This is a genomic window from Brevundimonas sp. (assembly GCF_046295595.1).
In the GTDB taxonomy this organism is placed as follows: domain Bacteria; phylum Pseudomonadota; class Alphaproteobacteria; order Caulobacterales; family Caulobacteraceae; genus Brevundimonas.
This window is the reverse complement of sequence record NZ_JBKBMX010000006.1, coordinates 101,629-126,604: the sequence shown is the minus strand read 5'-3', so window position 1 is coordinate 126,604 and position 24,976 is coordinate 101,629. Positions and strand designations below refer to the sequence as shown.

The following is a 24,976-nucleotide window of genomic DNA, read 5'->3' as shown; positions in this document are numbered from 1 at the left end:
ATCAACATGCCCCGGCGCCCGCGGACGCCCATGGCCCCGACGATCACGGTCCCGTCGCCGCCCATCCCGCCGAAGCTTCGCATGGCCACGACGACGCCGGCCACCATGACGATCACGCCCCCGTCGAGGCGGCGCATTCTGAACCGGTCGTTCATGACGCCCACGTGACCCACGATGCGCCCGCCGCCCATGACGCGCATCCGGCCCATGACGACCATGCCGCCGCCGACGCCCATGTGACGCCGGCCGAGGCCGCCGTCGCCGCTGGCGCCGCCGGTGCGGCTGCGTCGTCGTCGAAAAAGCCGGTCTGGAGCGACTCGGGCGACGCCCCCTTCGAGGACGTCGACTCCACCCCTGTCTATGCGCGCGGCAAGAAGGCCGGCCGGAAAGCCAGCTCGGGCGGCGGCAACGAGACGGTCGAGATCATCAAGACGATCTTCTTCGCCCTGCTGATCGCCTTCGTCCTGCGCGTCCTGTTCTTCCAGCCCTTCACCATTCCGTCGGCCTCGATGGAGCCGAACCTCTATGAGGGCGACTACATCGTCGTGTCGAAATGGAGCTACGGCTATTCGAAGCACGCCATCCCGTTCAGCCCGCCGGTGTTCGAGGGGCGTATCTTCGCCCGGGAGCCCGAGCGTGGCGACATCGTCGTGTTCAAACTGCCGCGCGACAACCAGACCGACTACATCAAGCGTCTGATCGGTCTGCCGGGCGACCGGGTGCAGATGATCAACAATGTGCTGCACATCAACGATCAGCCGGTGCGTGACGTGGTCGTCAGCGGCCAGGACGCCACCAACATGTACGGCATGCCGGTGATCCAGGCGCGCGAGACCCTGCCCGAGGGCAAGACCTTCACCATCCAGGACTTCGGTCCCGGCAACGAGGTCGACGACACCCCGGTGTTCGAGGTTCCGGAAGGCCATTACTTCATGATGGGCGACAACCGCGATAACTCGGTCGACAGCCGCTATGCCCAGGACGCCAACGGCGTCGGGCTGGTGCCGGCCGAGAATCTGATCGGCAAGGCCGAGATCATCCTGTTCTCGTGGTCGCCCGGCGCGTCGCTGTGGAACCCGGTCAGCTGGTTCTCGAAGGTCCGTCCCAGCCGGTTCTTCACCGTCCTCAACTGATGGCTGATCGGCGGGCCGAGGCGGTCGCGGCGCTTGCGTCCAAACTTGGCCACGTCTTTCGCGATCCGTCGCTGCTGGACCAGGCCCTGACGCATGCCAGCGTCGGGGAGGGGGCCGGGCGCGACGCGCGGGGCCGGCCGTTCCTCGACAACCAGCGAATGGAGTTCCTCGGCGACCGGGTCCTTGGTCTGCTCGTCGCCGACCGGCTGGTGCGCGACCTGCCGGGGGCCGACGAAGGCGAGATGTCGTCGCGGCTGCACGCCCTGGTCGACAAGGCGACCTGCGCCCGCGCCGCCGAGTTGCTCGGGGTCGGCGACGCGATGCGGCTGTCGCCCGGCGAGGCCAAACAGGGCGGCCGTCGCCGCGAGGGCATGCTGGGCGACGCCATGGAGGCGATCCTCGCCGCCGTCTGGCTGGACGGCGGCATCGAGGCGGCCCGTGTGGTGTTCGAACGGGCGTGGAGCGCCGAACTGGCGGCGGCGCCGCGCAAGTCGCTGACCAATCCGAAATCAGCGCTGCAGGAGTGGGCCCTGTCGCTGGGAAAGCCCCTGCCGGCCTACCGGATCGTCGGGCGCACCGGCTCGGATCACGCCCCGACATTCACCGTCGAAGCCAGCGTCGAGGGATATGCGCCCTTGACCGCACCCGGCCGTTCGCGTCAGGACGCGGAGAAGGCGGCCGCGATCGGCCTGCTGCAGCGTGAAGGCGTGATTTGACCGATACAGAAAACCAGCGAGCCGGATTCGCCGCCATCATCGGCGCGCCCAATGCGGGCAAGTCCACGCTGGTCAATCGCCTGACCGGAACCAAGGTCTCGATCGTCACCCAGAAGGTCCAGACCACCCGCTTTCCCGTGCGCGGCATCGCCATCGAGGGCGACTCCCAGATCGTGCTGGTCGACACGCCGGGGATCTTCACGCCGCGCCGCCGGCTGGACCGCGCCATGGTCGCCTCGGCCTGGGGCGGCGCCTCGGACGCCGACGTGGTGGTGCACCTGATCGACGCCGCCTCGCACATCGCCTCGGAAGGCAAGGAGGGCCAGGCCGCCGACCGCCGCTCGGCCGAGGACACCGAGACCATCATCGCCAACCTCAAGGCGACCGACACCCAGGTCATCCTGGCGCTGAACAAGATCGACGGCATGCGTCGCGACAACCTGCTGGCGCTGTCGCACGCGATGTTCGAAACCGGCGTCTATTCCGAGGTCTATATGATCTCGGCGCTGAGCGGCGACGGGGTCGACGACCTGAAGCAGCGACTGGCGCGGGCGATGCCCGAGGGGCCGTGGCTGTATCCGGAAGACCAGTCGGCCGACGTGCCGATGCGCGTCCTCGCCGCCGAGATCACCCGCGAGAAGGTCTACCTCCGCGTCCACGAAGAGCTGCCCTATTCGGCGGCGGTGGAAACGACCGCGTTCGAGGACAAGGCCGACGGCTCGGCCCGCATCGAACAGACCATCTATGTCGAACGCGAGAGCCAGCGGCCGATCGTGCTGGGCAAGGGCGGCCAGACGCTGAAATGGATCGGCCAGAAGTCGCGCGAGGAGCTGACCGAGCTGCTGGACCGACCCGTACACCTGTTCATCACGGTCAAGGTCGACCCGAAATGGCAGGACAGCCGCGCCCTGTACGCCCAGTTCGGGCTGGATTACGACGTCTAGAAACTTGTTCCACGTACCCAGACACTCGGGCGGCCACCCCCGCCTGGCGATGGCCGTTCTCGCCATCCTGATCATCCTCGCCGCCGCCGTGGTCGCCTGGGCCACGGTCCGGCCCGCGCCCGAAGCGCCGGCGCCCGAACCGCTGCCGCCGCGCCCGGCCGTCGTCGTGGTTCAGGACCTGCCGCAGCTGACCGAACAGCTGGAGCGCTGGGGCGGTTCGGGCGCCTTCACCGGCGGCGTGCTGGTGGCGAAGGGCGACCGGATCCTGTTCCGCCAGGTCTATGGTTTCGCCGACCGCAGCAAGGACCAGCCGCTGGCGCTGGATTCCCGCTTCCGTCTCGCCTCGGTCAGCAAGCAGTTCACCGCCGCCGCCATTCTGCGGCTGCAGGACGAGGGGAAGCTGTCGGTCGACGATCCGCTGTGCCGCTGGGTCGATGATTGTCCGCCCGCCTGGGCGCCGATCCGGCTGCATCACCTGCTGTCGCACACCTCGGGCGTGCCCGACCTGATGGCCCGTCCGGGCTGGGGCGTCCGCCGCGTCACCCCGGCGACGCCGGACGAATTGACGGCGGAGTCCGCGCAGTACGGCCTTCAGTTCCCGCCGGGCACGAAGATCCGTTACAACAACGCCGCCTACAACCTGCTAGGTCACGTGGTGCAGCGGGCCAGCGGCCTGTCGCTGGCGGACTATCTGCGCGACGCCTTCTTCGCGCCGCTGGGCATGGCCGACACCGGCTATGAGGACGACGCATCGGACGTGGTGATGGGCTACGCCAACCTGGGCGGGCCGCCGTCGCCGCAGCCCGATCACAACGTCAGCATCATCTTCGCCGCGGGGGCGCTGTATTCGACCCTCGACGACCTGCTGGTGTGGAACCGCGCCCTGCATGGCGGCGGCCTGCTGAGCGCCGAAAGCTATGCGCGGATGATCGCTGACCACGCGCCGCCCGACTGGCCGGACGAGCGCGGTCGTCCGCGGCGCGACTGGGGCTACGGCCTGTTCGCCAACAGTCTGGGGCGGCAGGTGCAGCCCGACTTCCTCGACCGCCAGATCTATCACACCGGCAGCTGGTCGGGGTTCCGCAACCTGATCACCCATCAACCGGACGCGGATGTGACGGTGATCGTGCTGTCCAACAACTATCACCAGCGCGAAGCGGTCTTCCTGCTGTCGCAGCAAGGCATGGCCGAGGCGCTGGGCCGCGCCTTCCCGACCGCGATGGCGCGCTAGGCGAAAGACCCGACCTGCACCTCGCCGTGCCGTTCGTAGGTGCTGACGACCGCGCCGGTGGACGCATGGTCGGTCCTGACCAGGGTCCAGGCCCCCGGCCGCGCGTGTCCGTCGAACAGCCGCTTGCCCTGGCCGAGGATGACCGGAAACGTCAGCACCGTCAGGGTGTCGATCAGGTCCGCGGCGAGCAGGGCGTGGATCACCTCGCTTGAGCCCTGGATCAGCAGGTCGCGGCCCTCGGTCGCCTTCAGCGCCCGCACCGCCTCCGCGAGATCGCCCTCGAGACGATGGCTGTTGGCCCATTCCAACGGGGTGTCCGGGCCGGCGGCGACATATTTGTTCACCGCGTTGAACTGGCGGGCGATCTCGTCGTCCCGGGACGGCCAGTGAGCGGCGAAGATCTCATAGGTCCGCCGACCCAGCAGCAGGTCGTAGTCCTCGCCCATGGCCTGATCCATCAGCAGGCCGAGCTTTTCGTCGAAGAAGGGAAAGGTCCAGCCGCCGAAGCGGAAGCCGCCGCTGGGATCCTCTTCGGGGCCGCCGGGGGCCTGGATGACACCGTCGAGGGAGACGAAGGTGGCGGTTCTGATGGTGCGCATGATTGCCTGGTCCATTTGAAGGGCGTGGCCGTCCGGTCCTCAGGCGTCCACGGTCGCGGCGGCGCGGATGTGCGCCGCCAGTTTGTCGAGGCTGCCGCTCCAGCCGGCTTCCATGCCGCTGAGCGGGCCGAGTGCGTCAGCACGGGCGGCGATCACCCCGGCGCTGAAATGCAGGACGGTGCGCCCGTCAACCTCCTCGAACCGGATGGTCTGCTCGACCTCGAACCAGGTCGAGCCGTCGGCGTAGGTGACCCAGGTCCGCATCACCAGCCGCCCGGGCTCGTCGAGCGCGACGAAGCGGCCGTCGAACGGATAGTCGGTCCCGTCCGGGGCGCGCATGACCATGTGGATGCGCCCGCCCGGCCGGACGTCCATTTCGACCCTCGGGGTGGTGAAATGTTCGGGCGCCCACCAGACGGCGACATGGGCCGGGTCGGTCCACATCTTCCATATGAGGACGCGCGGGGCGTCGAATTCGCGGCGGATCGAGAGCCGGCGGAGATGATCGGGGATGGCCGGGTCGATGGTCATGCGGTGATCCTGCGGATCGGGAACACGGCGCGCAGCGACGCGTCTCGCAGCCACAGCCCGCCCCACATCACGAGTCCGAGATAGATGCTGAACAGGGTGTGGCTGAACACCGGCATCTCGACCCGTAGATTGGTGGCGATGGCCCCGCCCAGCAGGCCCGTAGTCATCACCGCGCCCAGCAGGCTGGTGCGGGGAATGACGTAGAGGACGACACAGCCCAGTTCGATCGCCGCGATCAGCAGCAGGTATTTCGCCGGCCAGCCGAGAGCGTTCATATTCTGCTCGGCGACCATGTCGCCCATCAGGAATTTCGGCGCGATCGAGGCGGCGAGCATGAACAGGACGAACAGCCCGCTCAGCACCCGCCCGGTCCAGACGGAGGGTGAGGCCTTCACGCGCCCGGCTTCCAGTTGGCCGACGGCATGGTGTTGACCATCCACGGCACGCCGAACCTGTCGATCAGGCCGCCATAGCCCGGCGACCAGAAGGTCTCGCCGAAGGGCATGGTTGGCTTTCCACCCTCGACGAGGGCGTCATACCAGCTCCGGGCCTGGGCTGCGTCGTCGGTGTGCAGGGTGACGTCGAAGCCGTTCTTGGGCTTGTCGATGTTCTGCGCCCAGTCGACATCCATGTCGGCGCCCATGATCGCCTGATCGCCGACCTGGAGCCAGCAGTGCATCAGCCAGTCACGGTACTGGGGCCCGATCGGCATGTCGGGCGGTCCGTCGCCATAGGGCATCGCGGCGGTGATCTCGCCTCCCAGCACCCGGGCGTAGAATTCAAAGGCCTCGCGGCACTGACCGCGGAAGCTGAGACTAGGCACGATCTTCATGGTCTTGCTCCTTGAGCAGGTTGAAATGAACGCGACGCCGGGGCGTCGTTACTGATCCTTGGGTCGGCGCGGGCTCACTCGGCGCCGCCGGCCGCGAGGAAGGCGTCCAGCCGCTCGAAGGTGCTGGTCCAGCCGTGTTTGTGGCCGGTCAGGCTCTGTTCCGACTTCAGGCCCTCGTGGGTGAAGTCCATCAGGGTGCCGCCGCCGGGGGCGTCGCGAAGCTGGACGGTCACCAGGGTGTCGACCGGCGGGCCGTCCTCGTGCGACTCGTCCCATTTGAATGTGAAGACCAGCCGCTCTTCGGGGATGATCTCGCGATAGACGCCGCCCTGCCACAGGTCCTGGCCGGTGTCGGGCGAGCGGAGGCAGGCGCGCCAGGCGCCGCCGACCCGCAGGTCCTGACTGGCGCTGACCGCCGGCCATTCGACCGGACCCAGCCACAGAACCATGACCTCGGGATTGGTCCAGGCCCGCCACACCAAGGCTCGCGGCGCGTCGAAATAGCGCTGCATCTGCAGGGTGGGGCGGCTGGCGACGTTTTCGACAAGGGTCATCGGGCGGGCTCTTCAGCGGGTCCGGTCGCGGCCGGGGAGGCTCAGTGGGTTTTCAGCAGCTCGGCCAGCTGGTCGGCGCACGTGCCCCAGCCTTCATGGAAGCCCATGGCCTCGTGCTGTTTCATCGTCTCGGCGTTCCAGTGCCGGGCGGTGGCGACATAGTCGGTCCTGCCGTCCTCGCGCGGGGTCAGCTCGACCGTGCCGACCATGAAGGGCTGGCCGGCGGGCCGCCAGTCGGGGGTCAGGGCGTCCGTAGTTGTCCAGCGGCGGTTGGGAATGGCCTCGAGAAAGATGCCGCTGTTGGGGAAGCGCTCGCCGTCAGGGCCGTGCATGACGAAGTTGAACACCCCGCCGGGGCGCGGATCGAGCTCGACATCCGTAATCGTCCAGGGCTTGGGCGCGAACCACTGCTGCAGCAGTTCCGGCGTCATCCACGCCTTCCAGATCCGTTCCGGCGTGGCGTCGAGGACGCGGCGCAGGGTCAGTACATGCTCGTGGGCCGCACCGTCGGTGTGGCAGGGGTTGTCCTCAGTGTCCTTGGCCATCGGGGTCTCCTTTCTGGATTTTCTTGAGATAAGCGTCGAGGCGGTCGAAGCTGGCGTCCCAGTAGCGGCGGTAGTGTTCCATCCACTCGGCGATGCCCTTCAGGCCCATGGGTTCGAGGCGGGCGGGACGCCACTGCGCCTCGCGGCCACGGCTGATCAGTCCGGCCTTCTCCAGCACCTTCAGATGTTTCGACACGGCCGGCAGGCTCATGTCGAACGGCTGGGCCAGATCGCTGACGCTGGCCTCGCCTTCCGTCAGCCGCGCCAGGATGGCGCGACGGGTCGGGTCGGCGAGGGCGGCGAATTTGGCGCTGAGGGGGTCGGTCTGCATGGGGTGACTTCGTGTGTAACTGGGAGGTTAAATGCACCTCCACGGGTGCGTTGTCAACCGTGCGGTTAAATAAAGCTGACAGGCCGGACTTTTCTGCTCGGGCGGTCTAGGGTTCGCTCCATCGCAGGAGGTTTCCGATGCTCGCCCTCGTCGCCGCCCTCGCTCTCGCCATCACGCCCCCGGGCACGCCCGAGGAGGACGTGGCCGCGACCATCGACGCCCTGCATGTCGCCGCGGCCAATGCGGACGGCGCGACCTATTTCGGCCTGTTCACCGAGGACGCGCGGTTCATCGGCACGGACGCCACGGAGCGGTGGACGCTGGCGGAGTTCCGGGCCTATGCCGCGCCGCATTTCGCGCGCGGGCAGGGGTGGACCTACCGGCCGGTCGAACGGACGGTGACAATTGCGCCGATCGAGTGCCAATGCATCGCCTGGTTCGACGAGGTGCTGGACAGCCAGTCCTATGGCGTGACCCGGGGTTCCGGCGTGCTGCGCAAGACCGGGGCCGGCTGGAAGATCGAACAGTATGTGCTCAGCTTCGCCGTGCCGAACGACCGGGCTCGCGCTGTCGTCGATGCGATCGAGGCGGAATGACGCCGAAACAATGCGGTATTTTAATACCGCATTGTAAAACGCACGTTATTTCAATGCACTAACCCTGTGGCGGTGCGTTGGGGTGCATTGACGTCGGGGCGGCCTTCCTCTATCAGCGCGCCTTCCGCTCATCCCGGTCACGGGACGGGCCCTCCGTTCGTCCCCAGGAACCCTCGTCATGCTGAAGAGCACCACGGCTTCGCTGAAGCCGGCCGAGGTCACGAAGAAATGGATCCATATCGACGCCGAAGGCGTCGTGGTGGGCCGTCTCGCGACCTTCATCGCAAACCGTCTGCGCGGCAAGCACCGCGGCGACTACACCCCGCACGTCGATTGCGGCGACTATGTCGTCGTCACCAACGTCGACAAGGTGGTGTTCACCGGCAAGAAGCTGACCGACAAGATCTACTACCGCCACACCGGCCACCCGGGCGGCGTCAAGTCGACCAGCCCCGAGAAGGTCCTGAACGGCCGCTTCCCCGAGCGCGTGCTCGAGAAGGCCGTCGAGCGCATGCTGCCCAAGGAGAGCCCGCTGGCCCGCCTGCAGATGACGCACCTGCGCCTGTTCGCCGGCGCCGCGCACAGCCACGAAGCCCAACAGCCGGAAACGATCGACTTCAAGTCGGCCAACTCCAAGAACACCCGGAGCGCCTGAGCATGACCGACGTGACCGCTGAAACCGCCGCCCCGCAAAATGACGCGCCCGCCGCGACCGGCTTTGACGCCCTGAAGGGCCTCGGCACCGTCTCCTCGGAGAACGACGCCCCGGTCTACACCCAGAGGCTGGACGCCCAGGGCCGCGCCTATTCGACCGGCAAGCGCAAGAACGCGATCGCCCGCGTGTGGATCAAGCCCGGCTCGGGCAAGATCACCATCAACGGCAAGGATCAGATGCAGTATTTCGCCCGCGAAATCCTGCGCATGATGATCGCCCAGCCGCTGGAAGTGACCGACCGCCTGACCCAGTTCGACGTCGACTGCACCGTGCAGGGCTCGGGCCTGTCGGGCCAGGCCGGCGCCATCCGCCACGGCCTGTCGCACGCCCTGACCCACTATGAGCCGGCGCTGCGCCCGGTCCTGAAGCCGCACGGCTTCCTGACCCGCGACAGCCGCGTCGTCGAGCGCAAGAAGTACGGCCGGGCCAAGGCCCGCAAGTCCTTCCAGTTCTCGAAGCGCTAGGCCGTTTCATTACGGTTTGGATTGGGGGCGCTTCGGGAAACCGGAGCGCCCTTTTTCTTTGGAGGGCTCAGTGGCGATCACGATCGAAAAGGGCATCGAGCACGCGCCGACGCATTGCGATTGCTGTGGCCGCGCAACGCGTGCGTTGAATGGCTACGCCTCGGACGAGCTTGGGGCGCTCGCCACCTATTTGGTCCAATGGACTGATGGCCACGTGGCCGAGTATGGCGCCAATTTCGACCTCATCGTCGGCGAATGGGGCGGCGCGCCCCCGGCGCAGCGCGTCGCCGTGAGCCTGCAATACCGGCGAACGGCGTCGGGACCCGGCTTTATGATCATCGACGCGCCTGGCCGCGCTGTCGCGAGCAGTCCCCTTGTCGGTGAGGCGTTGAGCCGGAGCGATGTCGTCGGCACGAACCTGGCGAACGAGGTTTTCGCCATCGTTGACGCAATCTGGCTACAGGACGAGCGCATCCGCGATCTGCACCCCGAAAACCAAGCCTGAGAACAGACGTCGGATATGACCCACACCATCTTCATCGACGGCGAGGCCGGTACCACGGGGCTGGAGATCCGCGAGCGGCTGGAGGCGCGCGGGGATCTGGAGCTGATCCTGCTGGGCGACCGGCGGCGCGACGTCGGGGCGCGGCGCGAGGCGCTGAACGCCGCCGGCGCGGTGATCCTGTGCCTGCCCGATGACGCGGCCAAGGAGGCCGTGGCGATGATCGACAACCCGGCGGTGCGGGTGATCGACGCCTCGACGGCGTATCGGGTCGATCCGGCCTGGACCTATGGCTTCGCCGAAATGGCCTCGGGGCAGCGGGAAAAGATCGCCGGCGCGACGCGGGTGTCGAACCCCGGCTGCTATCCGACCGGCTTCATCGGCCTGGTGCGGCCGCTGGTCAGCGCCGGGATCGTGCCGGCGGGCTGGCCGGTGACGGTCAACGCCGTGTCGGGCTATTCCGGCGGCGGCAAGGCGATGATCGCCGAGTTCGAAGCCGGCGGGGCGGGGGCGTTCCGCGCCTATGGCCTGTCGCTGAAGCACAAACATGTGCCGGAGATGACGTTGCACACCGGGCTGGAGCGGCCGGTGCTGTTCGCCCCGGCGGTGGCGGCCTACCGGCAGGGGATGCTGGTCGAGGTTCCGCTGCAGCTGGCGGCCCTGCCCGGGTCGCCCTCGGTCGAGGTGGTGCACGGGGCGCTGGCGGAGGCCTATGCGGGCTGCCGCTTCGTCGAGGTGGCCGAGCTGGAGGAGACCGAGGCCATGACCGGGATCGATCCGGAGGGGCTGAACGGCACCAACGCCATGCGTCTGCATGTGTTCGGCGACCGGGCGGGCGAGCAGGTCCGGCTGGTCGCCCTGCTGGACAATCTCGGCAAGGGGGCGTCGGGGGCGGCGGTGCAGAATCTGAACCTGATGCTGGGTCTGGACGAGGGCGCCGGGCTCAGCTGATCCGCCGCACTTGAAACCGCCGGCGCGTTCCCGACGTATCAAGGGTCATGACCCACGCCCTTCCCCGCCGCCATCTTTTGCTGACCGCCGGCGCGGTCTCTGTGAGCGCCTGTTCGCCCGGCCCGGCCGACGCCTCCGAGCGGCAGTATGCGAACTCGCCATTCCGGCGCATCACCGACGCCCAGTGGCGGGCGCGGCTGCCGCGGGCCAGCTATGACGTGCTGCGGCGCGAGGCGACGGAGCGGCCGTACACCAGCCCGCTGAACGAAGAGAGCCGCACCGGAACCTATGTCTGCCGCGGCTGCGACCTGCCGCTGTTCCGCTCGCAGTGGAAGTTCGAGAGCGGCACCGGCTGGCCCAGCTTCTACGAGGTCATCGCCGCCAACATCGGCACCAAGACCGATTACGGCATCGGCATTCCGCGCACCGAATACCACTGCGCCCGCTGCCTCGGGCATCAGGGACATCTGTTCATGGACGGGCCGCGCCCGACCGGAAAACGCTATTGCAACAACGGCGTGGCGCTGACTTTCAAGGCTGGGTAACCGCCGAACTACCTCTCGAGTCGACGGGCCTTGAGCGCCGACTCGATGGCGGCGCCGGTCCAGACGGCGGCGATGATGACGAGCAGGCCGTAGTCATGGCCGGGCCAGAACACCGGCACGGCGGCGGCGAAGATGACCCCCAGCGGGAAGAGGGCGGCCCAGACGGCCGTACCCGGTGCGTCGGGGTGAATCATCGGTGGACGCGGGGTGATGCGCATCATCTTCAGCAGCATCGGGTTCAGCAGCACGAAGCCGGCCGTGCAGGCGATCGCCAGCAGGGCGTTGCGCAGGAGCTGGAAGGTGGCGCCGTAGACGCTGCTGGTCAGCACGACGAGCACGAGGGCGAGGCTGGTGGACAGGGCCAGCAGCAGATTGGGTTCGAAACGCTTCAAGACTTCACCTTCACATAGGACCCCGGCGCCGGTTCCAGCGCGGGCAGGGGGCCCTTCTTGGGGTCGCGGGCCGGAACCCAGTCGCCGGACCGGGCGTGCAGCCAGTCGGCCCAGTGATTCCACCAACTGCCCGGATGCTCTTCGGCCTTCGCCTGCCATTCGCCAAGCGTCGCGGGCAGGCCGGGGTTGATCCAGTGCTGGTATTTGTTCGCCGAGGGCGGATTGACCACGCCGGCGATATGGCCCGAGCCGGCGAGGGTCAGGGTCACGTCCGCGCCGGTGAAGGCGCGGGCCGAGCGGTAGACCGAGTTCATCGGCGCGATGTGGTCCTCGCGGCTGGCCTGGAAATAGAGCGGAATCGTCACCTTCGACAGGTCGACGCGGATGCCGCCGATCTCGAACTCGCCCTTCGTCAGGGCGTTGCGGCCGTACATGGAGCGCAGGTAGTCCATGTGCAGGGCCTTGGGCATGCGGGTCTGGTCGGCGTTCCAGAACAGCAGGTCGAAGGCGGGCGGATCCTTGCCCATCAGATAGTTCGAGACAAAGAAGGACCAGATCAGGTCGTTGGCGCGCAGGGCGTTGAAGGTCTCGGCCATGGCCGCGCCGGGCAGGACGCCGCCGGCCGCGTCCATCTGCTGCTCGATCTCGTTCAGCCAGTGCTCGTCGGTGAACAGCAGCAGGTCGCCGGCCTCGGCGAAGTCGTGCTGGGCGGCGAAGAAGGTGTTGGCGGTGACGCGCTTGTCATTGTTGGCGGCCATGTGGGCGAGGGCCGCCCCCATCAGCGTGCCGCCGATGCAGTAGCCGACAGTGTTGATGTGCTCGGACTTCGACTGCTCCAGCGCCTTTGCGATAGCGCGGTAGATCCCCTTCTCCAGATAATCGTCGAAGCCGTAGCCGGCCTTGTCGACGTCGGGGTTGACCCAGGAACAGACGAAGACGGTGAAGCCCTGGGCCGAGAGCCAGCGGATCATCGAGTTCCCCGGCTGCAGGTCGAGGATGTAGAATTTGTTGATCCACGGCGGGAAGATCAGCAGCGGGATGGCGCGCTGCTTGTCGGTGGCCGGGTCGAACTGGATCAGTTCGAACAGCTCGTCGCGCCAGACCACCTGGCCCGGAGCGGTGGCCACGTTCTCGCCGACGACGAATTTGCCGTAGTCGGCCTGGCTGATCTTCAGCTTGCCGGCCCCACGCTCCATGTCGGCGGCGAAATTCTGCATCCCCTTGACCAGCGACTCGCCGTTGCTCTCGGCCAGGGCCTTGAGGGCCACGGGGTTGGAGGCGAGGAAGTTGGAGGGGGAGAAGGCGTCGGTCAGCAGTTTGGTGAAGAATTCGGCGCGGCGTTTGATCAGGGGGTCGACGTCCTCGACGCTGGAGACGAGGCCGTTCATCCAGTCGGCGGTGACCAGATAGGACTGGCGCATGACGTCGAACATCGGGTTCTCGGACCAGGCCGGGTCCTTGAACCGCTTGTCCTTCGAGGGGACGGCGGGAACATCCTCACCGGCGGCGCGGCGCGTCGTCGAGGCCCACAGATCCATATAGCGATTGAACAGGTCGGCCTGGGCGGCGAACAGCCTGTCGGGCCGCGAGGCGAGGCCGGTCATCACCTGGGTCATGGCCGGACCGACGTTGAACGGGTCGGGCGACAGGGCGGCGGGGCGGTCGGCCTGCGACAGCGCCGCCTCGGCGATGGCGGCCTGGGCGGTCATGGCCGCCTTGGCCAGGTTCATCGACAGGGCCTCGAGCATCTGGCGCTGATCGGCGCCAGGGAGCGGGAAGGCTGTTTCGGGCGCTGCGGGCGATTCAGGCGCGGCGGCGGGCTGGGCGGCGGGCGCGGACTGTTCGGGCGCGACCTTGGGTTTGGCGGCTCGCGGCCGCGGCGGCTTGGCCGAGGTCGGCCGGCCGGACTTGCGCGGCTTCGGCGCGGCGGCCTGTTCCGGGGCGTGGGGCGGGGCGGTCGGACGCTTGGCCATGGGGAAGGCTCCGGAAGGACGTCAGGATCGGTCGCAAGGGCCGCTCTCGCCCTTCCGCCGGTGGCGATCATGGCATATGACCGCCCCTGACATGAACGCGCCGATCGGGAAATTCGCAGCGGTCCTCTCCGCCGCCGCCGCCGCGGCCGGTCTGACGGCCTGTGTCGGGGCGTTCAACCCCCAAACCGACCCGACGTCGCCGGTCGCGCCGCGGGTGCAGGCCCTGGTCGACGCGAATCGCCACTATCCCCGCTGGGCCGACTTTCCGCGGGCGACCGAGCCGCCGGAACCGGGGCTGATCGCCGGGCGGGTGGCGACGTTGACGACGTCAGGCGACGATCTGGACGCCGCCGCGGCGCGCCTGGAATGGTCGGCCTCCGGGGATCCGGTCGCCTTCGCCGAAGCGGTGCGGGCGCGGGTCGCCGCGGTCGCCGTCGCCCCGGTGACGCAGGAAACCGCCGCCGAAATCGAGGAATACGCCCGCAGCGTTCGCGAGCGGGGGCGCGCCCCGCCGCCGCTGCCGCGCCGCTAAGCCACAGATTCGGTCGCCGGGACGAAAGAATCCCGGGATCATCGCCCCTCAGGAGAACGCCCATGGCCGCCATGGCCCCCTATGCATCCACGCTCGCCGCCGACGCCGCGCGGGTCGCCGAACTGGCCGCCATCGCCAGCTATGCCCAGATCGGGCGCGGCGACGAGAAGGCGGCCGACCAGCTGGCGGTCGACGCCATGCGCACGGCGCTGAACGCGCTCGACATCGACGGCAAGATCGTCATCGGCGAGGGCGAGCGGGACGAAGCGCCGATGCTGTACATCGGCGAGAAGGTCGGCACCGGCAAAGGCCCGGCCATCGACATCGCGCTCGATCCGCTGGAAGGCACGACCCTGACGGCCAAGGCCATGGCCAACGCCCTGACGGTGTTGGCGATGTCGCCCGGCGGCGGCATGCTGCACGCGCCCGATACCTATATGGACAAGATCGCAATCGGCCCGGGCTTCGCCCCCGGAACCGTCGATCTGGACATGAGCCCGCAGGACAATGTCCGCTCGCTGGCCTCGGCCAAGGGCGTCGATCCGCGCGACATCACCGTCTGCGTCATGGACCGGCCGCGCCACGCCGAACTGATCGCCGCCCTGCGCGAGGTCGGGGCCCGGGTGCTGCTGATCACCGACGGCGATGTGGCCGGGGTGATTCACACGGCCGAGCCGGAGACGGGCATCGACCTGTATCTGGGCTCGGGCGGGGCGCCGGAAGGCGTGCTGGCGGCCAGCGCGCTGAAATGCGTCGGCGGCCATTTCCAGGGCCGGCTGATCTTCCGCAACGACGACGAGCGGGAGCGGGCGCGCAAGACCGGCGTCACCGATTTCGACCGCAAATACGACCTGCACGAACTGGTCTCGAAGGACGCCATCTTCGCCGCCACGGGCGTGACCAAGGGGGCCATGCTGGACGGGGTCAAGGTCGCCGACGGCTTCGTCTCGACGCATACGCTGGTGATGGATTCCTCGACGCGGACGGTCCAGCGCATCCGCACCACGCGGCCGCTCTGATGGCGGACGGGGGCGCGGTCCCGGGGTTCGGGCCGGCCTTTCTGGGCGTGTCCCGCTCGCTGTCCGGCCGCGCCTGGCGGCAGAGGCCGGCCGAGGCGGGGCTGATCCGCAGCCATATGCAGACCCTGGGGCTGGACGAGCCGCTGGCGCGGGCGCTGGCGGCGCGGGCCGTGCGGGCCGATCAGGGCGCGGACTTCCTGCGGCCGACGCTGAAGGCGCTGTTTCCCGATCCGTCCAGCTTCATGGACATGGACGCGGCGGCGGCGGCGATTCTCGACGCGCTGCAGGCGAAGGCGTCGATCCATGTCTTCGCCGACTATGACGTCGACGGCGCCTCCAGCGCGGCCCTGCTGGTGCGCTGGTTCCGGGCCGTGGGCGCGGAGCTGCCGATCTATGTCCCCGACCGGATGACCGAGGGCTATGGCCCCAGCGCGCGAGCCTTCGACACGCTGAAGGCCTCGGGCGCCGAGCTGGTCATCACTGTCGACTGCGGGGCGGCGGCCAATGAGGCGGTGGCCCATGCGGCGGCGATCGGGCTGAAGGTCGTGGTCATCGACCATCACATGATGCGCGAGCATCCGCCGGTCTGCGCCGCCGTGGTCAATCCGAACCGGCCGGGCTGCAACTCGGGACAGGGCAATCTGGCCGCGGCGGGCGTGGTGTTCGTCCTGCTGGCGGCGTTGAACCGCGAGGCGCGGCGCCGCGGGATGTTCGCCGAGGTCAAGGAGCCGGATATCCGCCAGTGGCTGGATCTGGCGGCCATGGGGGCGATCTGCGACGTCACCGGCCTGACCGGGTTCAACCGGGCCCTGACCAGTCTGGGTCTGCGGCGGATGTCGGACTGGAGCAATCCGGGCTTGCGGGCGCTGCTGGCGGCGGCGGGCGCCGAGCCTGGGCTGGCCAAGTCGAACCACGCAGGCTTTATCCTCGGACCGCGCATCAACGCCGGCGGCCGGATCGGCAAGTCGGACCTCGGCGCGCGCCTGCTGTCGACCGACGATCCTGACGAGGCGATGGCCCTGGCGCAGGAACTGGACGCCCTGAACATCGCCCGGCGCGAGGTCGAGCGTCAGGTGACGGAACAGGCGACGCGGATGGTCGAGGCGACCGGCGCCCACGCCGACGGCTCGGCCGTGGTGGTGATCGAGGGCGACGACTGGCATCCGGGGGTGGTCGGCATTGTCGCCGGACGGCTGCGCGAACGCTGGCGCAAGCCCGTGGTGGTGATCGGCGTCGATGCCGTCAACGGCGTCGGCAAGGGCTCGGGCCGGTCCCAGCCGGGCATGAATCTGGGCAAGGCGGTGCAGGCTGCGTGGGAGGCCGGGGTGCTGATGGCCGGCGGCGGACACGCCATGGCCGCGGGACTGACCGTCAGGGCCGATGACATCGGGCGGCTGCGTGACTTTCTCAACGAGCGGATGGCGGGCGAACAGGCGGCCGCCGACGCCCTCGACCATGTCGAGATCGACGCCCTGATCGAACCTGGCGCGGCGTCGCGGGCTCTGTTCGACCAGTTCGAGCAGCTGGCCCCGTTCGGCCCGGCCAATCCGGAGCCGCTGTTCGCGCTCGAACATGTCAGCGTGCGCGAGCCCGTGGCCATGACCGGCGGCCATGTGCGCTGCCGTCTGGTCGGGGCGGACGGCGCCTCGGTCAAGGCCATCGCCTGGCGCTGCGCCGACCTGCCATCGGGCAAGGCGCTGATGTCAGGGCAGGGCGGACTCAGCGTTGTGGGGCGGCTGAAGGCCGACGACTGGAACGGCCGGCGCGGCGTGCAGCTGGAGATCGAGGACGTCGCCGATCCCCGCATGGCGTAGGCCTCGTGCGCCGTGGGCATTTTCTGGCGCATGGCCGCTTGCACCCCGCGGAATCGGCGGCTATATCGCCGCTTCCCCGCGCCGCGGTCCCTTCGTCTATCGGTTAGGACGTCAGGTTTTCAACCTGAAAAGAGGGGTTCGATTCCCCTAGGGACTGCCACGCGGGGTTTTCCCACATCGCTCTGACGCCGCCCCGGTTTTTCGCCGGGAGGGCTCTTCCGAGCGACCGCCGCGAGCGCAAAGCGCCGGGCGGAAGGTCTGGCCGTCGCGCCGAGGCGTGCGGATTTCGACATCGAATCGAAAAATCTGCGGCCTCTGGCTGGATACTGACGTTTTTGCCTTTTCCGCACTTCACAGAACCGTGTTAAATAAGACTGCCCGCAACGCGCGCGGGCAGGGGGAAGGCTGTGTCCGACTACGAGGGCGTTGAGACAATCGAGACGGTGCGGATCGCTGGCCGGGTGAAATGGTTCGATCCCGGCAAGGGTTACGGCTTCATCGTGCCCGACGAGCCGCGCCTGACCGATATGAAGGACGTGCTGCTGCACATCTCCAGCCTGCGGGACAGCGGCCGGGACGCGGCCGCAGAGGGCGCCCCCATCACCTGCGACTGCGCGCGCCGGCCCAAGGGCTGGCAGGTGACCGAGGTGCATGATCTCGGCGATGGCGATCCCGAGGCGGCGAGCGCGCCGCGGAGGGGCGCCCATGACGCGCCCCGGCGTGAGCCTCGTCTTCATCCCTCACTCGACCCGACAGGCGGCGTCATGGAGACGGCCGTGGTCAAATGGTTCAACCGGACCAAGGGTTACGGTTTCGTGGTGCGCGACGGTCAGGTCGGGGACATCTTCGTCCATGTCGAGACCCTGCGGCGTTGCGGGCTGGACGATCTGCTGCCCGGCGAAGCCGTCGCCGTGCGCTTCGCCGAGGGTCCGAAGGGCCTGGTCGTCGCGGAAATCCGCCCCGCGGATTGATCGATCTCCCCAGCGGGCCATTACGCGGCTATGGTGGACTCATCGCATGCGCGGATCGGTGCAAGGCGCGGAATGTTCTGAGGGTTGAAATGATGTTGATTCGTCGCGGCTTTCTCGCCGGCCTCGCCGGTCTGGTCTTGCTGGCGGGATGCGCCGGCGCGGGCAAGGCCCAGGGCCCCAATGGCGAGCCGCTGGAGCCGCTGACGGTCGTCACCTCGACCGGCGAACACGACTTCATGGTCGAGATCGCCGACGATGACATGGAACGCCAGCGCGGCATGATGCATCGCGAACCGCTGGCCGATGACCGCGGCATGCTGTTCCAGTTCCCGGACGTGGCCGAGCGCGGCTTCTGGATGCACAACACGCCCAATCCGCTCGACATCATCTACATCGACCCCTACGGCCGCATCGTCTCGATCGCGAAGAACGCCACGCCCAATTCCGACGCCATCATCCCCTCGAACGGGCCGGCGAGCGGCGTGCTGGAATTGCGCGGCGGACGGGCTGACGAGATCGGCGCCAAGCCCGGCGACAGGGTTCGGCACCCCTTCTTCGCCGAATAGCGCCTTGCGCGTTGCGGCGAAGAGGCGCGCGTGGCACACACCGCGCCTCTGGTTCGGGGTGTAGCGCAGCCTGGTAGCGCATCTGCTTTGGGAGCAGAGGGTCGGAGGTTCGAATCCTCTCGCCCCGACCATATTTCGCAGCGGATGTCGCGCCTCGCGCGACCTGTCCGCAGGTTGGTATCGAGGTTCTCATGCTCGCCCGCATCTATCGTCCCGCCAAGACCGCCATGCAGTCGGGCAAGGCCAACACGAGACACTGGCGGCTGGAGTTCGAACCGGCCACGGCGCGGACCATCGATCCGCTGATGGGCTGGACCAGTTCGGCCGACATGAACGGTCAGGTCCGGCTGGACTTCGATTCGCGCGAAGAGGCGGTCGCCTACGCCGAGCGCTACGGCATCGCCTTCCGCCTGCATGAGGCCCAGGAGGCGCCGGTGATCCTCAAGGCCTATGCCGACAATTTCGCCACCAGCCGCAAGGTGCCGTGGACGCACTAGGCTGGCGCTACCGCGCTTCGCGCTACTTGAGCGCATCGGGTTTGCGGCCGCCGCGCTTCGCGCTACTTGACCGGATGCCGCCTGGCTCTGGCGCCCATAGCTCAACCGGATAGAGCACCCGCCTTCTAAGCGGGATGTTGCAGGTTCGAGTCCTGCTGGGCGCGCCATCGGCAACCCGCCACGAGCGGGGCCGTTGAGGGGCGGTGAGAATCGCCACCTTCAACATCAACGGGATCAACACCCGTCTCGCCAACCTGCTGGAGTGGCTGGAGGCGGCGCGGCCGGACGTCGCCTGCCTGCAGGAGCTGAAGGCGACCGACACCCAGTTCCCGGCGGCGGCGATCGAGGCGTCCGGCTATCACGCGGTCTGGAAGGGCGAGCCCCGCTGGAACGGCGTCGCCATCCTCGCGCGCGACGCCGAGCCCGTGGTGACGCGGCGCAGTCTGCCCGGAGAGCCGGCGGACGGCCAGAGCCGCTATCTGGAGGCGGCGGTCGACGGGGTGCTGATCGCCTCGCTGTACCTGCCCAACGGCAATCCGCAGCCGGGGCCCAAATTCGACTACAAGCTGGCGTGGATGGAGCGGCTGAACGCCCATGCCGCCGACCTGCTGGCCAGCGGCGCGCCCGTGGTGCTGGCGGGAGACTACAATGTCGTGCCGACCGAGGCCGACATCTACAACAGCCGGTCGTGGAAGAAGAACGCCCTGCTGCAGCCGGAGAGCCGGGCGGCGTTTTCCCGGCTGGTGGCGCAGGGCTGGACGGACGCGCTGCGCGAACGCTATCCGGCGGACCCGCCGCCGTGGACCTTCTGGCAGTATTTCCGCGAGGCGTGGGAGCGGGACGCGGGCATGCGCATCGATCACCTGTTGCTGAGCCCGGCGGCGGCGAAGCGGCTGACCGACGCCGGGGTGGATCGCGAGGTGCGCGGGCGCGAGCGGGCCAGCGATCATGCGCCGACCTGGATCGAACTGGACTGAACGATGGCGCGACAGCTGAAGGTGTTCTGCTATTCCGACGGCTTCCACTCGTGGACGGTCGCCGCCTCGTCGCGGGCCAAGGCGCTGGAGGCCTGGGGCGTCAAGCGCGACCTGTTCAAGGACGGGGCGGCCAAGGAAATCGATATCGGCCCGGACCGGGCGGCGGCGCTGGCCGCGCCGGGCGAACTGATCGAGCGCGGCCTGGCGGTGGATATCGGCCAGGTGGAACGGACGACGGCGCCGAAGGCGAAGAAGGCGAAGGCGTCGGATGCGAAGGCGAAGGCTCTGGTCGGGACGCTGGAGGCCGAACTGGGCGCGCTGGATCTGGCGCAGGCGGAAGAGGCGGCGGCGGCCGAAGCCGAGCGGGCGGCGCTGGAGCAGCGCATCGCGGCGCTGGCGAAGCGTCAGGCGACGGTGCGCGACGCCCTGAAGGCAAAGCTGAAGGCGGCGCGGGCGAAGCTCAGCTAGCGGCGCGCCAGGCGGCGAGGCCGTGCTCGAGGTCGGCGATCAGGTCGGCGGGGTCCTCGAGGCCGACGTGGAGGCGCAGCAGTTCGCCGGCGAGGGTCGGCGGCGAACGGCGGAAGGCGAGCTGGCCGGTCTCATGGGTGATCAGACTCTCGAACCCGCCCCAGGAATAGCCGAGGCCGAACAGCTGCAGCGCTGACATGAGGACATGGGCCGCCGCTTCGGAGCCTCCCCGCATGACGACGCCGAAGATCGAGGCGGCCCCGGTGTAGTCGCGGGTCCAGAGGTCGTGGCCGGACGCGCCGGGCAGGGCGGGATAGAGAACCTCAGCCACTTCCGGCCGGGCTTGCAGCCATTGGGCGACTGTCAGGGCGGAGCGACCCTGTTCCGCATAGCGCAGCGGCAGGGTGCGCAGGCCGCGCAGCGCGAGCCAGGCGTCGTCAGGGGAGACCCGCCAGCCCAGATCCTCGATCGTCTCCGCGATTCGCCGGGCGATGGCCGGGTCGCTCACGGCGATCGAGCCCATCAACAGGTCGGAATGGCCGCCGACATACTTGGTCACCGCCTGGACGCTGACGTCCACGCCGTGCGCCAGCGGACGGAAGGCGAGGCCGGCGCCCCAGGTGTTGTCCATCACGGTAAGCACGCCGCGCTGGCTGCAGGCGGCGGCGAGCGCCGCAATGTCGAGCATTTCGAAGGTCAGGGAGGCCGGCGATTCGATCAGCAGCAGGCGGGTCCGGTCTGTCATGGCCGCGAGGATTTCGTCGACGGACGCGCCGGGGGCGTGAAAGGCGCTGGAGACGCCGCGCGCCCCCAGATGCCGTTTGAGGAAGCGCCGGCTGGGTCCATAGACCGCGTCCGTGGTCAGCACTTCGTCGCCGGGCCGGAGCAGGGCGGTCAGGGGCACGGTGACGGCGGCGAGGCCGGACGGCACCAGCCAGGCGTCGGCGGCGCCCTCCAGCCCGGCGAGGGCGGCGCGCAGTTCGCGGGCGGCCGACAGGTCCTCGATGCCGTAGACCGGACCGGCGCCTTCGTCGCGCATGGCGGCGGGATCGTCATTGAGCAGGGTCGAGGCGCGCTGGATCGGCGGGCTGACCGGCCGTCGTCCGAGGCCGCGACGGGTGGCGGGGGCGATCAGCCGGGTGCGGGCGCCGTGGTGGGATTGGTCGGACATGAGGGCCGGTCGAGGGTTGCGGTTCAGCCCCCAAAGGCCTCTAAAGCAGGCAGGGGCGCAAGGTCTGGAATGGCTCGGGCGAGGAGCGGAATGCGGACAGAAGTGGTGCGGCGACCGCTGGCGGCGGCAGGGATCCTGGCGCTCGCGCTGATGGCGACGGCCTGCGGCGGCGGCGATCCCGAGGTCGAGACCGAAAAGACGGCGGTCGTGGCGGCGACCGAGGCCCCGGAATTCGCCAGCCCGACCCTGCAGGCGATCAGGCAGCGCGGCCGGTTGAACTGCGGCGTGCACCAGGGACTGGTCGGCTTCGCCTACACCGACAACCGCGGCGAATGGCGCGGTTTCGACGCCGACTTCTGCCGGGCGCTGGCCGCGGCCGTGCTGGGCGACGCCAACGCCGTCCGGTTCGTGCCCTTGAGTTCGAGCCAGCGGTTCGACGCCCTGCGCGGCGGTCGCGTCGACGTGCTGTGGCGCGCGACCTCCTGGACCATGGCGCGCGAGGTCGTCGAGGGCGTCCGGTTCGCCGGGATCAACTATTACGACGGTCAGGGCTTTCTGGTCCGGCGCTCGCTGGATCTGGCCAGCGCGTCGGAGCTGAACGGAGCCCGGGTCTGCGTCCAGCGCGAGACGACCTCAGAGCTGAACGTCGCCGATTTCTTCCGCGCGCGGGGCATCGAGTACCGGGCCGTGGTGGCGGCCAATGAGGAGGCTGCCCGCACCGCCTACGCCCGCGAGGACTGCGACGCCCTGAGCGCGGACATCTCGGCCCTGGCCGCGGCGCGGACCCTGATGTCCAATCCCGAGCAGCACGCCATTTTGCCGGAAGTGATCTCCAAGGAGCCGCTGGGCCCGGCGGTCCAGCGCGGCGACGAGGCCTGGACCTCGATCGTCCGCTGGACCCTCAACGCCCTGATCATGGCCGAGGAACTGGGAGTCACGGGGGAGAACGCCGCCCAGTTGGCCGAGGACTCGCGAGACCCGCAGGTTCGCCGCCTCCTGGGCGTCGAGGGCGATCTGGGAACGTCCATGGGGCTGTCGAAGGACTGGGCGAGGAACGCCGTCGAAGCCACGGGCAACTATGGTGAAATCTTTAACCGCAATATCGGGCCGGATTCATCGCTCGACCTGGCGCGCGGGCTTAACGCACAATGGAACGCTCGGCCGGGCGGCCTGATCTACGCCCTGCCGATCCGATAACGACATCGGCCGAGGGCCGGGGGAAGACATATGGAAACGACCAAGCGCGGCGGACTCGCCCTGCACTGGCTGATGCTGATCGGCTTCATCGTCGGTCTGGGCGGCGGCCTGTTCGTCAATCTGGCGGTCGGCGCCGATGCGCCGTGGGTGCTGTGGCTGACATCGAACATCACCGGTCCGGCCGGGCAGATTTTCCTGCGCCTGCTGTTCATGCTGGTCATCCCGCTGCTGTTCTCGGCCCTCGTCATCGGCGTGGCCGAGATGGGCGACCTCAAGTCGCTGGGTCGGGCCGGGTGGAAGACCCTCGCCTTCACCGTGGCGGTCTCCGCCGTGGCGGTGCTGATCGGTCTGGTCATGGTCAATCTGTTCCGCCCGGGCGACGGCGTCGATCCGGTGCTGGCGCAGGCGCTGCTGGCGCAGGGCGCCGACGGCGCGGCCTCGATCGTCGGTAGCGCGCCCCAGACCATCAACCTTGGCCAATTCTTCCTCGACCTGATCCCGTCCAACGTCTTCACGGCCGCCGCCGAGAACCAGATCCTGCCGGTGATGGTCTTCGCCCTGCTGTTCGGCATCGGTCTGGTGATGGCGCGCAGCCCGGCGACCGACAAGCTGCAGGACGTGATCCTCGGCCTGTTCGAGGTCACCATGAAGCTGATCAATCTGGTGATCAAACTGGCCCCGTTCGCCATCGCGGCCCTGATGTTCAATCTCGCCGCCCTGTTCGGCTGGGACCTGCTGGTGCGGCTGGCCGCCTATGTCGGCGTCGCCGTCGGGGCGATGCTGATCCATATGTTCGTGGTCTATCCGCTGGCGGTCTGGGCCCTCGGCGGCATGTCGCCGGTCAGATTCTTCCGCGCCGTGCGCGAGCCAATGGTGGTGGCGTTTTCGACCGCCTCGTCCAACGCCAGCCTGCCGGTGTCGCTGCGCGCCGCCGAGGTCGAGCTGAAGCTGCCGCGCAAGATCGCCCGCTTCGTCCTGACGGTCGGAGCCACGGCCAACCAGAACGGCACCGCCCTGTTCGAGGGCGTGACGGTGCTGTTCCTCGCCCAGTTCTTCAACATCGACCTGTCGCTCGGGCAGCAGGTGATCGTGATGCTCGTCTGCATCCTCGGCGGCATCGGCACGGCCGGCGTGCCGGCAGGATCGCTGCCGGTCGTGGCGATGATCCTGGTGATGGTCGGGGTCCCGCCGGAGGGGATCGGCCTGATCCTCGGCGTCGACCGCTTCCTCGACATGTGCCGCACCACGCTGAACGTCACCGGCGATCTGGTCGCCGCGACCGTGGTGTCGCGCGGCGAGAGCGACGAACGGATCCCGGAAGGGCTGGCCGAGCCGACAGCGCCGCGGGGCTAGGGGTCGGCGACGACCGGCGTATCACGTCGTCCGCCCCATTCAGCCCAGCTGCCGTCGTACAGCCGTGACGGCCGGCCGAGGACGGCGAGGCCGAGGCTGAGAATGGCGGCGGTGACGCCGGAGCCGCAGCTGGCGATCACCGGCTGGTCCGGATCGACGCCGGCGGCCCGGAAGGCGGCCTCCAGTTCGGCGGCGGGCTTCATCGTCCCGTCGGCGTTCAGCAGGTGAGGGAAGGGCAGGTTCAGCGCCCCCGGCATGTGTCCCGACCGAAGGCCGGGTCGCGGCTCGGGGGCGCGGCCCGCGAAGCGGTCGGCGGCGCGGGCGTCAACGACCTGGGCCGGCCCGGCGAGCGCGCGCCGGACGGTCGCGAGATCGGCGAGCAGGTCCGGGTTCAGTCGCGCGGTAAAGGTCTCCGGGTCGGCCGGATCGGGCGGCCCGCTTTCAAGCGGCCGGCCCTCGGCGCGCCATTTCGGCAGGCCGCCGTCCAGCACCTGGACCCGCGCCGCGCCCATCAGGCGGAACATCCACCAGGCGCGGGCGGACGAGCGGATGCCGACGGTGTCATAGACGACGATGTGATCGGTCTCGCGCAGCCCCAACCCGCCCATGCGGGCGGCGAACGCTCCGGGGTCGGGCGCCATGTGCGGCAGATCGCTGTCCGGGTCCGAACTGGCCTCAAGATCGAAGAAGACCGCTCCGGGCAGGCGCGCCGCTTCGAAGTCCGGGCGGGCGTCACGACCGTCCAGATGCCAGCTGGCGTCGACCAGACGCAGGTCCGGCGCGTGCAGCTGTGCTGCGAGGTCGGCGGTGGAGATCAGCGGCGGGAGAGACGGCGTCATCCTCCCGCCCTAGCAGAT

The 24,976-nt window shown here is 68.8% G+C and carries 31 protein-coding genes and 3 tRNA genes; 23 read left to right on the top strand and 11 right to left on the bottom strand.

The window, feature by feature from the left end; genetic code table 11:
• Positions 1-236 precede the first annotated feature (236 nt).
• The 4 genes from lepB to ACK4JY_RS06310 are packed head-to-tail and all read left to right on the top strand — an operon-like array spanning position 237 to position 4,024.
• On the top strand, positions 237-1,133 hold the full coding sequence (gene lepB, locus ACK4JY_RS06325) for a signal peptidase I (RefSeq protein ID WP_409603980.1): 897 nt from the start codon (positions 237-239) through the stop codon (positions 1,131-1,133).
• On the top strand, positions 1,133-1,849 hold the full coding sequence (rnc, locus tag ACK4JY_RS06320; protein ID WP_409603883.1) for a ribonuclease III: 717 nt from the start codon (positions 1,133-1,135) through the stop codon (positions 1,847-1,849). The genes lepB and rnc overlap by 1 nt, the downstream gene beginning before the upstream one ends.
• Positions 1,846-2,793, top strand: coding sequence for a GTPase Era (gene era / locus ACK4JY_RS06315; protein WP_409603881.1), 948 nt, complete (start codon positions 1,846-1,848; stop codon positions 2,791-2,793). The genes rnc and era overlap by 4 nt, the downstream gene beginning before the upstream one ends.
• A gap of 4 nt (positions 2,794-2,797) precedes the next feature.
• Entirely contained in the window at positions 2,798-4,024 is a 1,227-nt protein-coding gene (locus ACK4JY_RS06310) for a serine hydrolase domain-containing protein (protein ID WP_409603879.1), read from the top strand.
• Here the strand turns inward: ACK4JY_RS06310 and ACK4JY_RS06305 are convergent.
• The 7 genes from ACK4JY_RS06305 to ACK4JY_RS06275 all read right to left on the bottom strand — a co-directional run bounded on the left by ACK4JY_RS06305 (position 4,021) and on the right by ACK4JY_RS06275 (position 7,416).
• The gene (locus ACK4JY_RS06305) at positions 4,021-4,623 is read right to left on the bottom strand and encodes a dihydrofolate reductase family protein (RefSeq protein WP_409603878.1); all 603 of its coding nucleotides are present in this window, start codon (positions 4,621-4,623) and stop codon (positions 4,021-4,023) included. The two genes, ACK4JY_RS06310 and ACK4JY_RS06305, sit on opposite strands and share 4 nt — an antisense overlap.
• A 39-nt stretch (positions 4,624-4,662) precedes the next feature.
• Positions 4,663-5,154 carry an SRPBCC domain-containing protein gene (locus ACK4JY_RS06300; protein WP_409603876.1) on the bottom strand — a complete coding sequence of 164 codons (492 nt, stop codon included), beginning with the start codon at positions 5,152-5,154 and terminating at the stop codon, positions 4,663-4,665.
• Positions 5,151-5,549, bottom strand: coding sequence for a DoxX family protein (locus tag ACK4JY_RS06295; RefSeq protein WP_409603874.1), 399 nt, complete (start codon positions 5,547-5,549; stop codon positions 5,151-5,153). Before ACK4JY_RS06295 ends, ACK4JY_RS06300 begins: the two co-directional genes overlap by 4 nt.
• Positions 5,546-5,986: a VOC family protein gene (locus tag ACK4JY_RS06290; protein ID WP_409603872.1), complete on the bottom strand. Its 441-nt coding sequence runs from the start codon at positions 5,984-5,986 to the stop codon at positions 5,546-5,548. Before ACK4JY_RS06290 ends, ACK4JY_RS06295 begins: the two co-directional genes overlap by 4 nt.
• Before the next feature lie 74 nt (positions 5,987-6,060).
• The gene (locus ACK4JY_RS06285; RefSeq protein ID WP_409603871.1) at positions 6,061-6,540 is read right to left on the bottom strand and encodes an SRPBCC domain-containing protein; all 480 of its coding nucleotides are present in this window, start codon (positions 6,538-6,540) and stop codon (positions 6,061-6,063) included.
• A gap of 41 nt (positions 6,541-6,581) precedes the next feature.
• Complete coding sequence (locus ACK4JY_RS06280; protein WP_409603869.1) at positions 6,582-7,085, bottom strand: SRPBCC family protein; 504 nt, start codon at positions 7,083-7,085, stop codon at positions 6,582-6,584.
• Complete coding sequence (locus ACK4JY_RS06275) at positions 7,069-7,416, bottom strand: ArsR/SmtB family transcription factor (RefSeq protein WP_409603867.1); 348 nt, start codon at positions 7,414-7,416, stop codon at positions 7,069-7,071. Before ACK4JY_RS06275 ends, ACK4JY_RS06280 begins: the two co-directional genes overlap by 17 nt.
• 137 nt (positions 7,417-7,553) lie before the next feature.
• Here ACK4JY_RS06275 and ACK4JY_RS06270 point away from each other — a divergent pair, with 137 nt between their 5' ends.
• From ACK4JY_RS06270 to msrB, 6 genes are all read left to right on the top strand, one after another.
• Positions 7,554-8,012: a nuclear transport factor 2 family protein gene (locus ACK4JY_RS06270; protein ID WP_409603865.1), complete on the top strand. Its 459-nt coding sequence runs from the start codon at positions 7,554-7,556 to the stop codon at positions 8,010-8,012.
• A 178-nt stretch (positions 8,013-8,190) separates the two neighbouring features.
• On the top strand, positions 8,191-8,667 hold the full coding sequence (gene rplM / locus ACK4JY_RS06265) for a 50S ribosomal protein L13 (protein WP_409603864.1): 477 nt from the start codon (positions 8,191-8,193) through the stop codon (positions 8,665-8,667).
• Between the two features lie 2 nt (positions 8,668-8,669).
• Entirely contained in the window at positions 8,670-9,191 is a 522-nt protein-coding gene (gene rpsI, locus ACK4JY_RS06260; RefSeq protein ID WP_409603862.1) for a 30S ribosomal protein S9, read from the top strand.
• Positions 9,192-9,261: 70 nt separating this feature from the next.
• Positions 9,262-9,696, top strand: coding sequence for a hypothetical protein (locus ACK4JY_RS06255; protein WP_409603860.1), 435 nt, complete (start codon positions 9,262-9,264; stop codon positions 9,694-9,696).
• 15 nt (positions 9,697-9,711) lie between these two features.
• Positions 9,712-10,644, top strand: coding sequence for an N-acetyl-gamma-glutamyl-phosphate reductase (gene argC, locus ACK4JY_RS06250; RefSeq protein WP_409603858.1), 933 nt, complete (start codon positions 9,712-9,714; stop codon positions 10,642-10,644).
• A 47-nt stretch (positions 10,645-10,691) separates the two neighbouring features.
• Positions 10,692-11,189 (top strand): peptide-methionine (R)-S-oxide reductase MsrB, encoded by a 498-nt coding sequence (msrB, locus tag ACK4JY_RS06245; RefSeq protein WP_409603856.1) that lies wholly within the window; start codon positions 10,692-10,694, stop codon positions 11,187-11,189.
• A gap of 8 nt (positions 11,190-11,197) precedes the next feature.
• On the opposite strand, the gene ACK4JY_RS06240 is transcribed toward msrB, so the two are convergent.
• Positions 11,198-11,581: a hypothetical protein gene (locus tag ACK4JY_RS06240; protein WP_409603854.1), complete on the bottom strand. Its 384-nt coding sequence runs from the start codon at positions 11,579-11,581 to the stop codon at positions 11,198-11,200.
• Positions 11,578-13,554, bottom strand: coding sequence for a class I poly(R)-hydroxyalkanoic acid synthase (phaC, locus tag ACK4JY_RS06235; RefSeq protein ID WP_409603852.1), 1,977 nt, complete (start codon positions 13,552-13,554; stop codon positions 11,578-11,580). Before phaC ends, ACK4JY_RS06240 begins: the two co-directional genes overlap by 4 nt.
• Before the next feature lie 76 nt (positions 13,555-13,630).
• Between phaC and ACK4JY_RS06230 the strand changes: the two genes are divergently transcribed.
• The 11 genes from ACK4JY_RS06230 to ACK4JY_RS06180 all read left to right on the top strand — a co-directional run bounded on the left by ACK4JY_RS06230 (position 13,631) and on the right by ACK4JY_RS06180 (position 20,398).
• On the top strand, positions 13,631-14,086 hold the full coding sequence (locus ACK4JY_RS06230) for a hypothetical protein (RefSeq protein WP_409603850.1): 456 nt from the start codon (positions 13,631-13,633) through the stop codon (positions 14,084-14,086).
• Between the two features lie 71 nt (positions 14,087-14,157).
• Positions 14,158-15,105, top strand: a complete 948-nt coding sequence (gene glpX, locus ACK4JY_RS06225) for a class II fructose-bisphosphatase (RefSeq protein ID WP_409603978.1) — start codon at positions 14,158-14,160, stop codon at positions 15,103-15,105.
• The gene (gene recJ / locus ACK4JY_RS06220) at positions 15,105-16,919 is read left to right on the top strand and encodes a single-stranded-DNA-specific exonuclease RecJ (protein WP_409603848.1); all 1,815 of its coding nucleotides are present in this window, start codon (positions 15,105-15,107) and stop codon (positions 16,917-16,919) included. The genes glpX and recJ overlap by 1 nt, the downstream gene beginning before the upstream one ends.
• Before the next feature lie 85 nt (positions 16,920-17,004).
• Positions 17,005-17,079, top strand: a tRNA-Glu gene (locus tag ACK4JY_RS06215).
• A gap of 247 nt (positions 17,080-17,326) precedes the next feature.
• Positions 17,327-17,890, top strand: a complete 564-nt coding sequence (locus tag ACK4JY_RS06210) for a cold-shock protein (RefSeq protein ID WP_409603846.1) — start codon at positions 17,327-17,329, stop codon at positions 17,888-17,890.
• 89 nt (positions 17,891-17,979) lie between these two features.
• Positions 17,980-18,456: a DUF192 domain-containing protein gene (locus ACK4JY_RS06205; RefSeq protein ID WP_409603844.1), complete on the top strand. Its 477-nt coding sequence runs from the start codon at positions 17,980-17,982 to the stop codon at positions 18,454-18,456.
• A 54-nt stretch (positions 18,457-18,510) separates the two neighbouring features.
• Positions 18,511-18,587: transfer RNA gene (locus ACK4JY_RS06200), tRNA-Pro, on the top strand.
• A gap of 60 nt (positions 18,588-18,647) precedes the next feature.
• The gene (locus ACK4JY_RS06195) at positions 18,648-18,953 is read left to right on the top strand and encodes an ETC complex I subunit (protein ID WP_409603842.1); all 306 of its coding nucleotides are present in this window, start codon (positions 18,648-18,650) and stop codon (positions 18,951-18,953) included.
• 90 nt (positions 18,954-19,043) lie between these two features.
• Positions 19,044-19,120, top strand: a tRNA-Arg gene (locus tag ACK4JY_RS06190).
• Positions 19,121-19,156: 36 nt separating this feature from the next.
• The gene (locus ACK4JY_RS06185) at positions 19,157-19,930 is read left to right on the top strand and encodes an exodeoxyribonuclease III (protein ID WP_409603841.1); all 774 of its coding nucleotides are present in this window, start codon (positions 19,157-19,159) and stop codon (positions 19,928-19,930) included.
• 3 nt (positions 19,931-19,933) lie between these two features.
• A complete protein-coding gene (locus ACK4JY_RS06180; RefSeq protein WP_409603840.1) occupies positions 19,934-20,398 on the top strand; it encodes a hypothetical protein in 465 nt (154 codons plus the stop codon).
• Here ACK4JY_RS06180 and metC read toward each other — a convergent pair.
• Complete coding sequence (gene metC / locus ACK4JY_RS06175) at positions 20,391-21,569, bottom strand: cystathionine beta-lyase (RefSeq protein WP_409603838.1); 1,179 nt, start codon at positions 21,567-21,569, stop codon at positions 20,391-20,393. The genes ACK4JY_RS06180 and metC overlap by 8 nt on opposite strands.
• A gap of 90 nt (positions 21,570-21,659) precedes the next feature.
• On the opposite strand from metC, the gene ACK4JY_RS06170 reads away from it, so the two are divergent.
• Positions 21,660-22,766 (top strand): amino acid ABC transporter substrate-binding protein, encoded by a 1,107-nt coding sequence (locus tag ACK4JY_RS06170; protein ID WP_409603836.1) that lies wholly within the window; start codon positions 21,660-21,662, stop codon positions 22,764-22,766.
• A 30-nt stretch (positions 22,767-22,796) separates the two neighbouring features.
• Positions 22,797-24,119, top strand: a complete 1,323-nt coding sequence (locus ACK4JY_RS06165) for a dicarboxylate/amino acid:cation symporter (RefSeq protein ID WP_409603834.1) — start codon at positions 22,797-22,799, stop codon at positions 24,117-24,119.
• Here ACK4JY_RS06165 and sseA read toward each other — a convergent pair.
• Positions 24,116-24,958, bottom strand: coding sequence for a 3-mercaptopyruvate sulfurtransferase (gene sseA, locus ACK4JY_RS06160; protein WP_409603831.1), 843 nt, complete (start codon positions 24,956-24,958; stop codon positions 24,116-24,118). The genes ACK4JY_RS06165 and sseA overlap by 4 nt on opposite strands.
• Positions 24,959-24,976: the final 18 nt, after the last annotated feature.

Bases quoted from the DNA above. Each gene is read 5' to 3' on its own strand.
- rnc (WP_409603883.1), top strand. From the start codon at position 1,133: ATGGCTGATCGGCGGGCCGAGGCGGTCGCGGCGCTTGCGTCCAAACTT.
- ACK4JY_RS06305 (WP_409603878.1), bottom strand. From the start codon at position 4,623: ATGCGCACCATCAGAACCGCCACCTTCGTCTCCCTCGACGGTGTCATC.
- ACK4JY_RS06300 (WP_409603876.1), bottom strand. From the start codon at position 5,154: ATGACCATCGACCCGGCCATCCCCGATCATCTCCGCCGGCTCTCGATC.
- ACK4JY_RS06290 (WP_409603872.1), bottom strand. From the start codon at position 5,986: ATGAAGATCGTGCCTAGTCTCAGCTTCCGCGGTCAGTGCCGCGAGGCC.
- ACK4JY_RS06285 (WP_409603871.1), bottom strand. From the start codon at position 6,540: ATGACCCTTGTCGAAAACGTCGCCAGCCGCCCCACCCTGCAGATGCAG.
- ACK4JY_RS06280 (WP_409603869.1), bottom strand. From the start codon at position 7,085: ATGGCCAAGGACACTGAGGACAACCCCTGCCACACCGACGGTGCGGCC.
- ACK4JY_RS06275 (WP_409603867.1), bottom strand. From the start codon at position 7,416: ATGCAGACCGACCCCCTCAGCGCCAAATTCGCCGCCCTCGCCGACCCG.
- ACK4JY_RS06270 (WP_409603865.1), top strand. From the start codon at position 7,554: ATGCTCGCCCTCGTCGCCGCCCTCGCTCTCGCCATCACGCCCCCGGGC.
- rplM (WP_409603864.1), top strand. From the start codon at position 8,191: ATGCTGAAGAGCACCACGGCTTCGCTGAAGCCGGCCGAGGTCACGAAG.
- rpsI (WP_409603862.1), top strand. From the start codon at position 8,670: ATGACCGACGTGACCGCTGAAACCGCCGCCCCGCAAAATGACGCGCCC.
- argC (WP_409603858.1), top strand. From the start codon at position 9,712: ATGACCCACACCATCTTCATCGACGGCGAGGCCGGTACCACGGGGCTG.
- msrB (WP_409603856.1), top strand. From the start codon at position 10,692: ATGACCCACGCCCTTCCCCGCCGCCATCTTTTGCTGACCGCCGGCGCG.
- phaC (WP_409603852.1), bottom strand. From the start codon at position 13,554: ATGGCCAAGCGTCCGACCGCCCCGCCCCACGCCCCGGAACAGGCCGCC.
- ACK4JY_RS06230 (WP_409603850.1), top strand. From the start codon at position 13,631: ATGACCGCCCCTGACATGAACGCGCCGATCGGGAAATTCGCAGCGGTC.
- glpX (WP_409603978.1), top strand. From the start codon at position 14,158: ATGGCCCCCTATGCATCCACGCTCGCCGCCGACGCCGCGCGGGTCGCC.
- recJ (WP_409603848.1), top strand. From the start codon at position 15,105: ATGGCGGACGGGGGCGCGGTCCCGGGGTTCGGGCCGGCCTTTCTGGGC.
- ACK4JY_RS06205 (WP_409603844.1), top strand. From the start codon at position 17,980: ATGATGTTGATTCGTCGCGGCTTTCTCGCCGGCCTCGCCGGTCTGGTC.
- ACK4JY_RS06195 (WP_409603842.1), top strand. From the start codon at position 18,648: ATGCTCGCCCGCATCTATCGTCCCGCCAAGACCGCCATGCAGTCGGGC.
- ACK4JY_RS06180 (WP_409603840.1), top strand. From the start codon at position 19,934: ATGGCGCGACAGCTGAAGGTGTTCTGCTATTCCGACGGCTTCCACTCG.
- metC (WP_409603838.1), bottom strand. From the start codon at position 21,569: ATGTCCGACCAATCCCACCACGGCGCCCGCACCCGGCTGATCGCCCCC.
- ACK4JY_RS06170 (WP_409603836.1), top strand. From the start codon at position 21,660: ATGCGGACAGAAGTGGTGCGGCGACCGCTGGCGGCGGCAGGGATCCTG.
- ACK4JY_RS06165 (WP_409603834.1), top strand. From the start codon at position 22,797: ATGGAAACGACCAAGCGCGGCGGACTCGCCCTGCACTGGCTGATGCTG.
- sseA (WP_409603831.1), bottom strand. From the start codon at position 24,958: ATGACGCCGTCTCTCCCGCCGCTGATCTCCACCGCCGACCTCGCAGCA.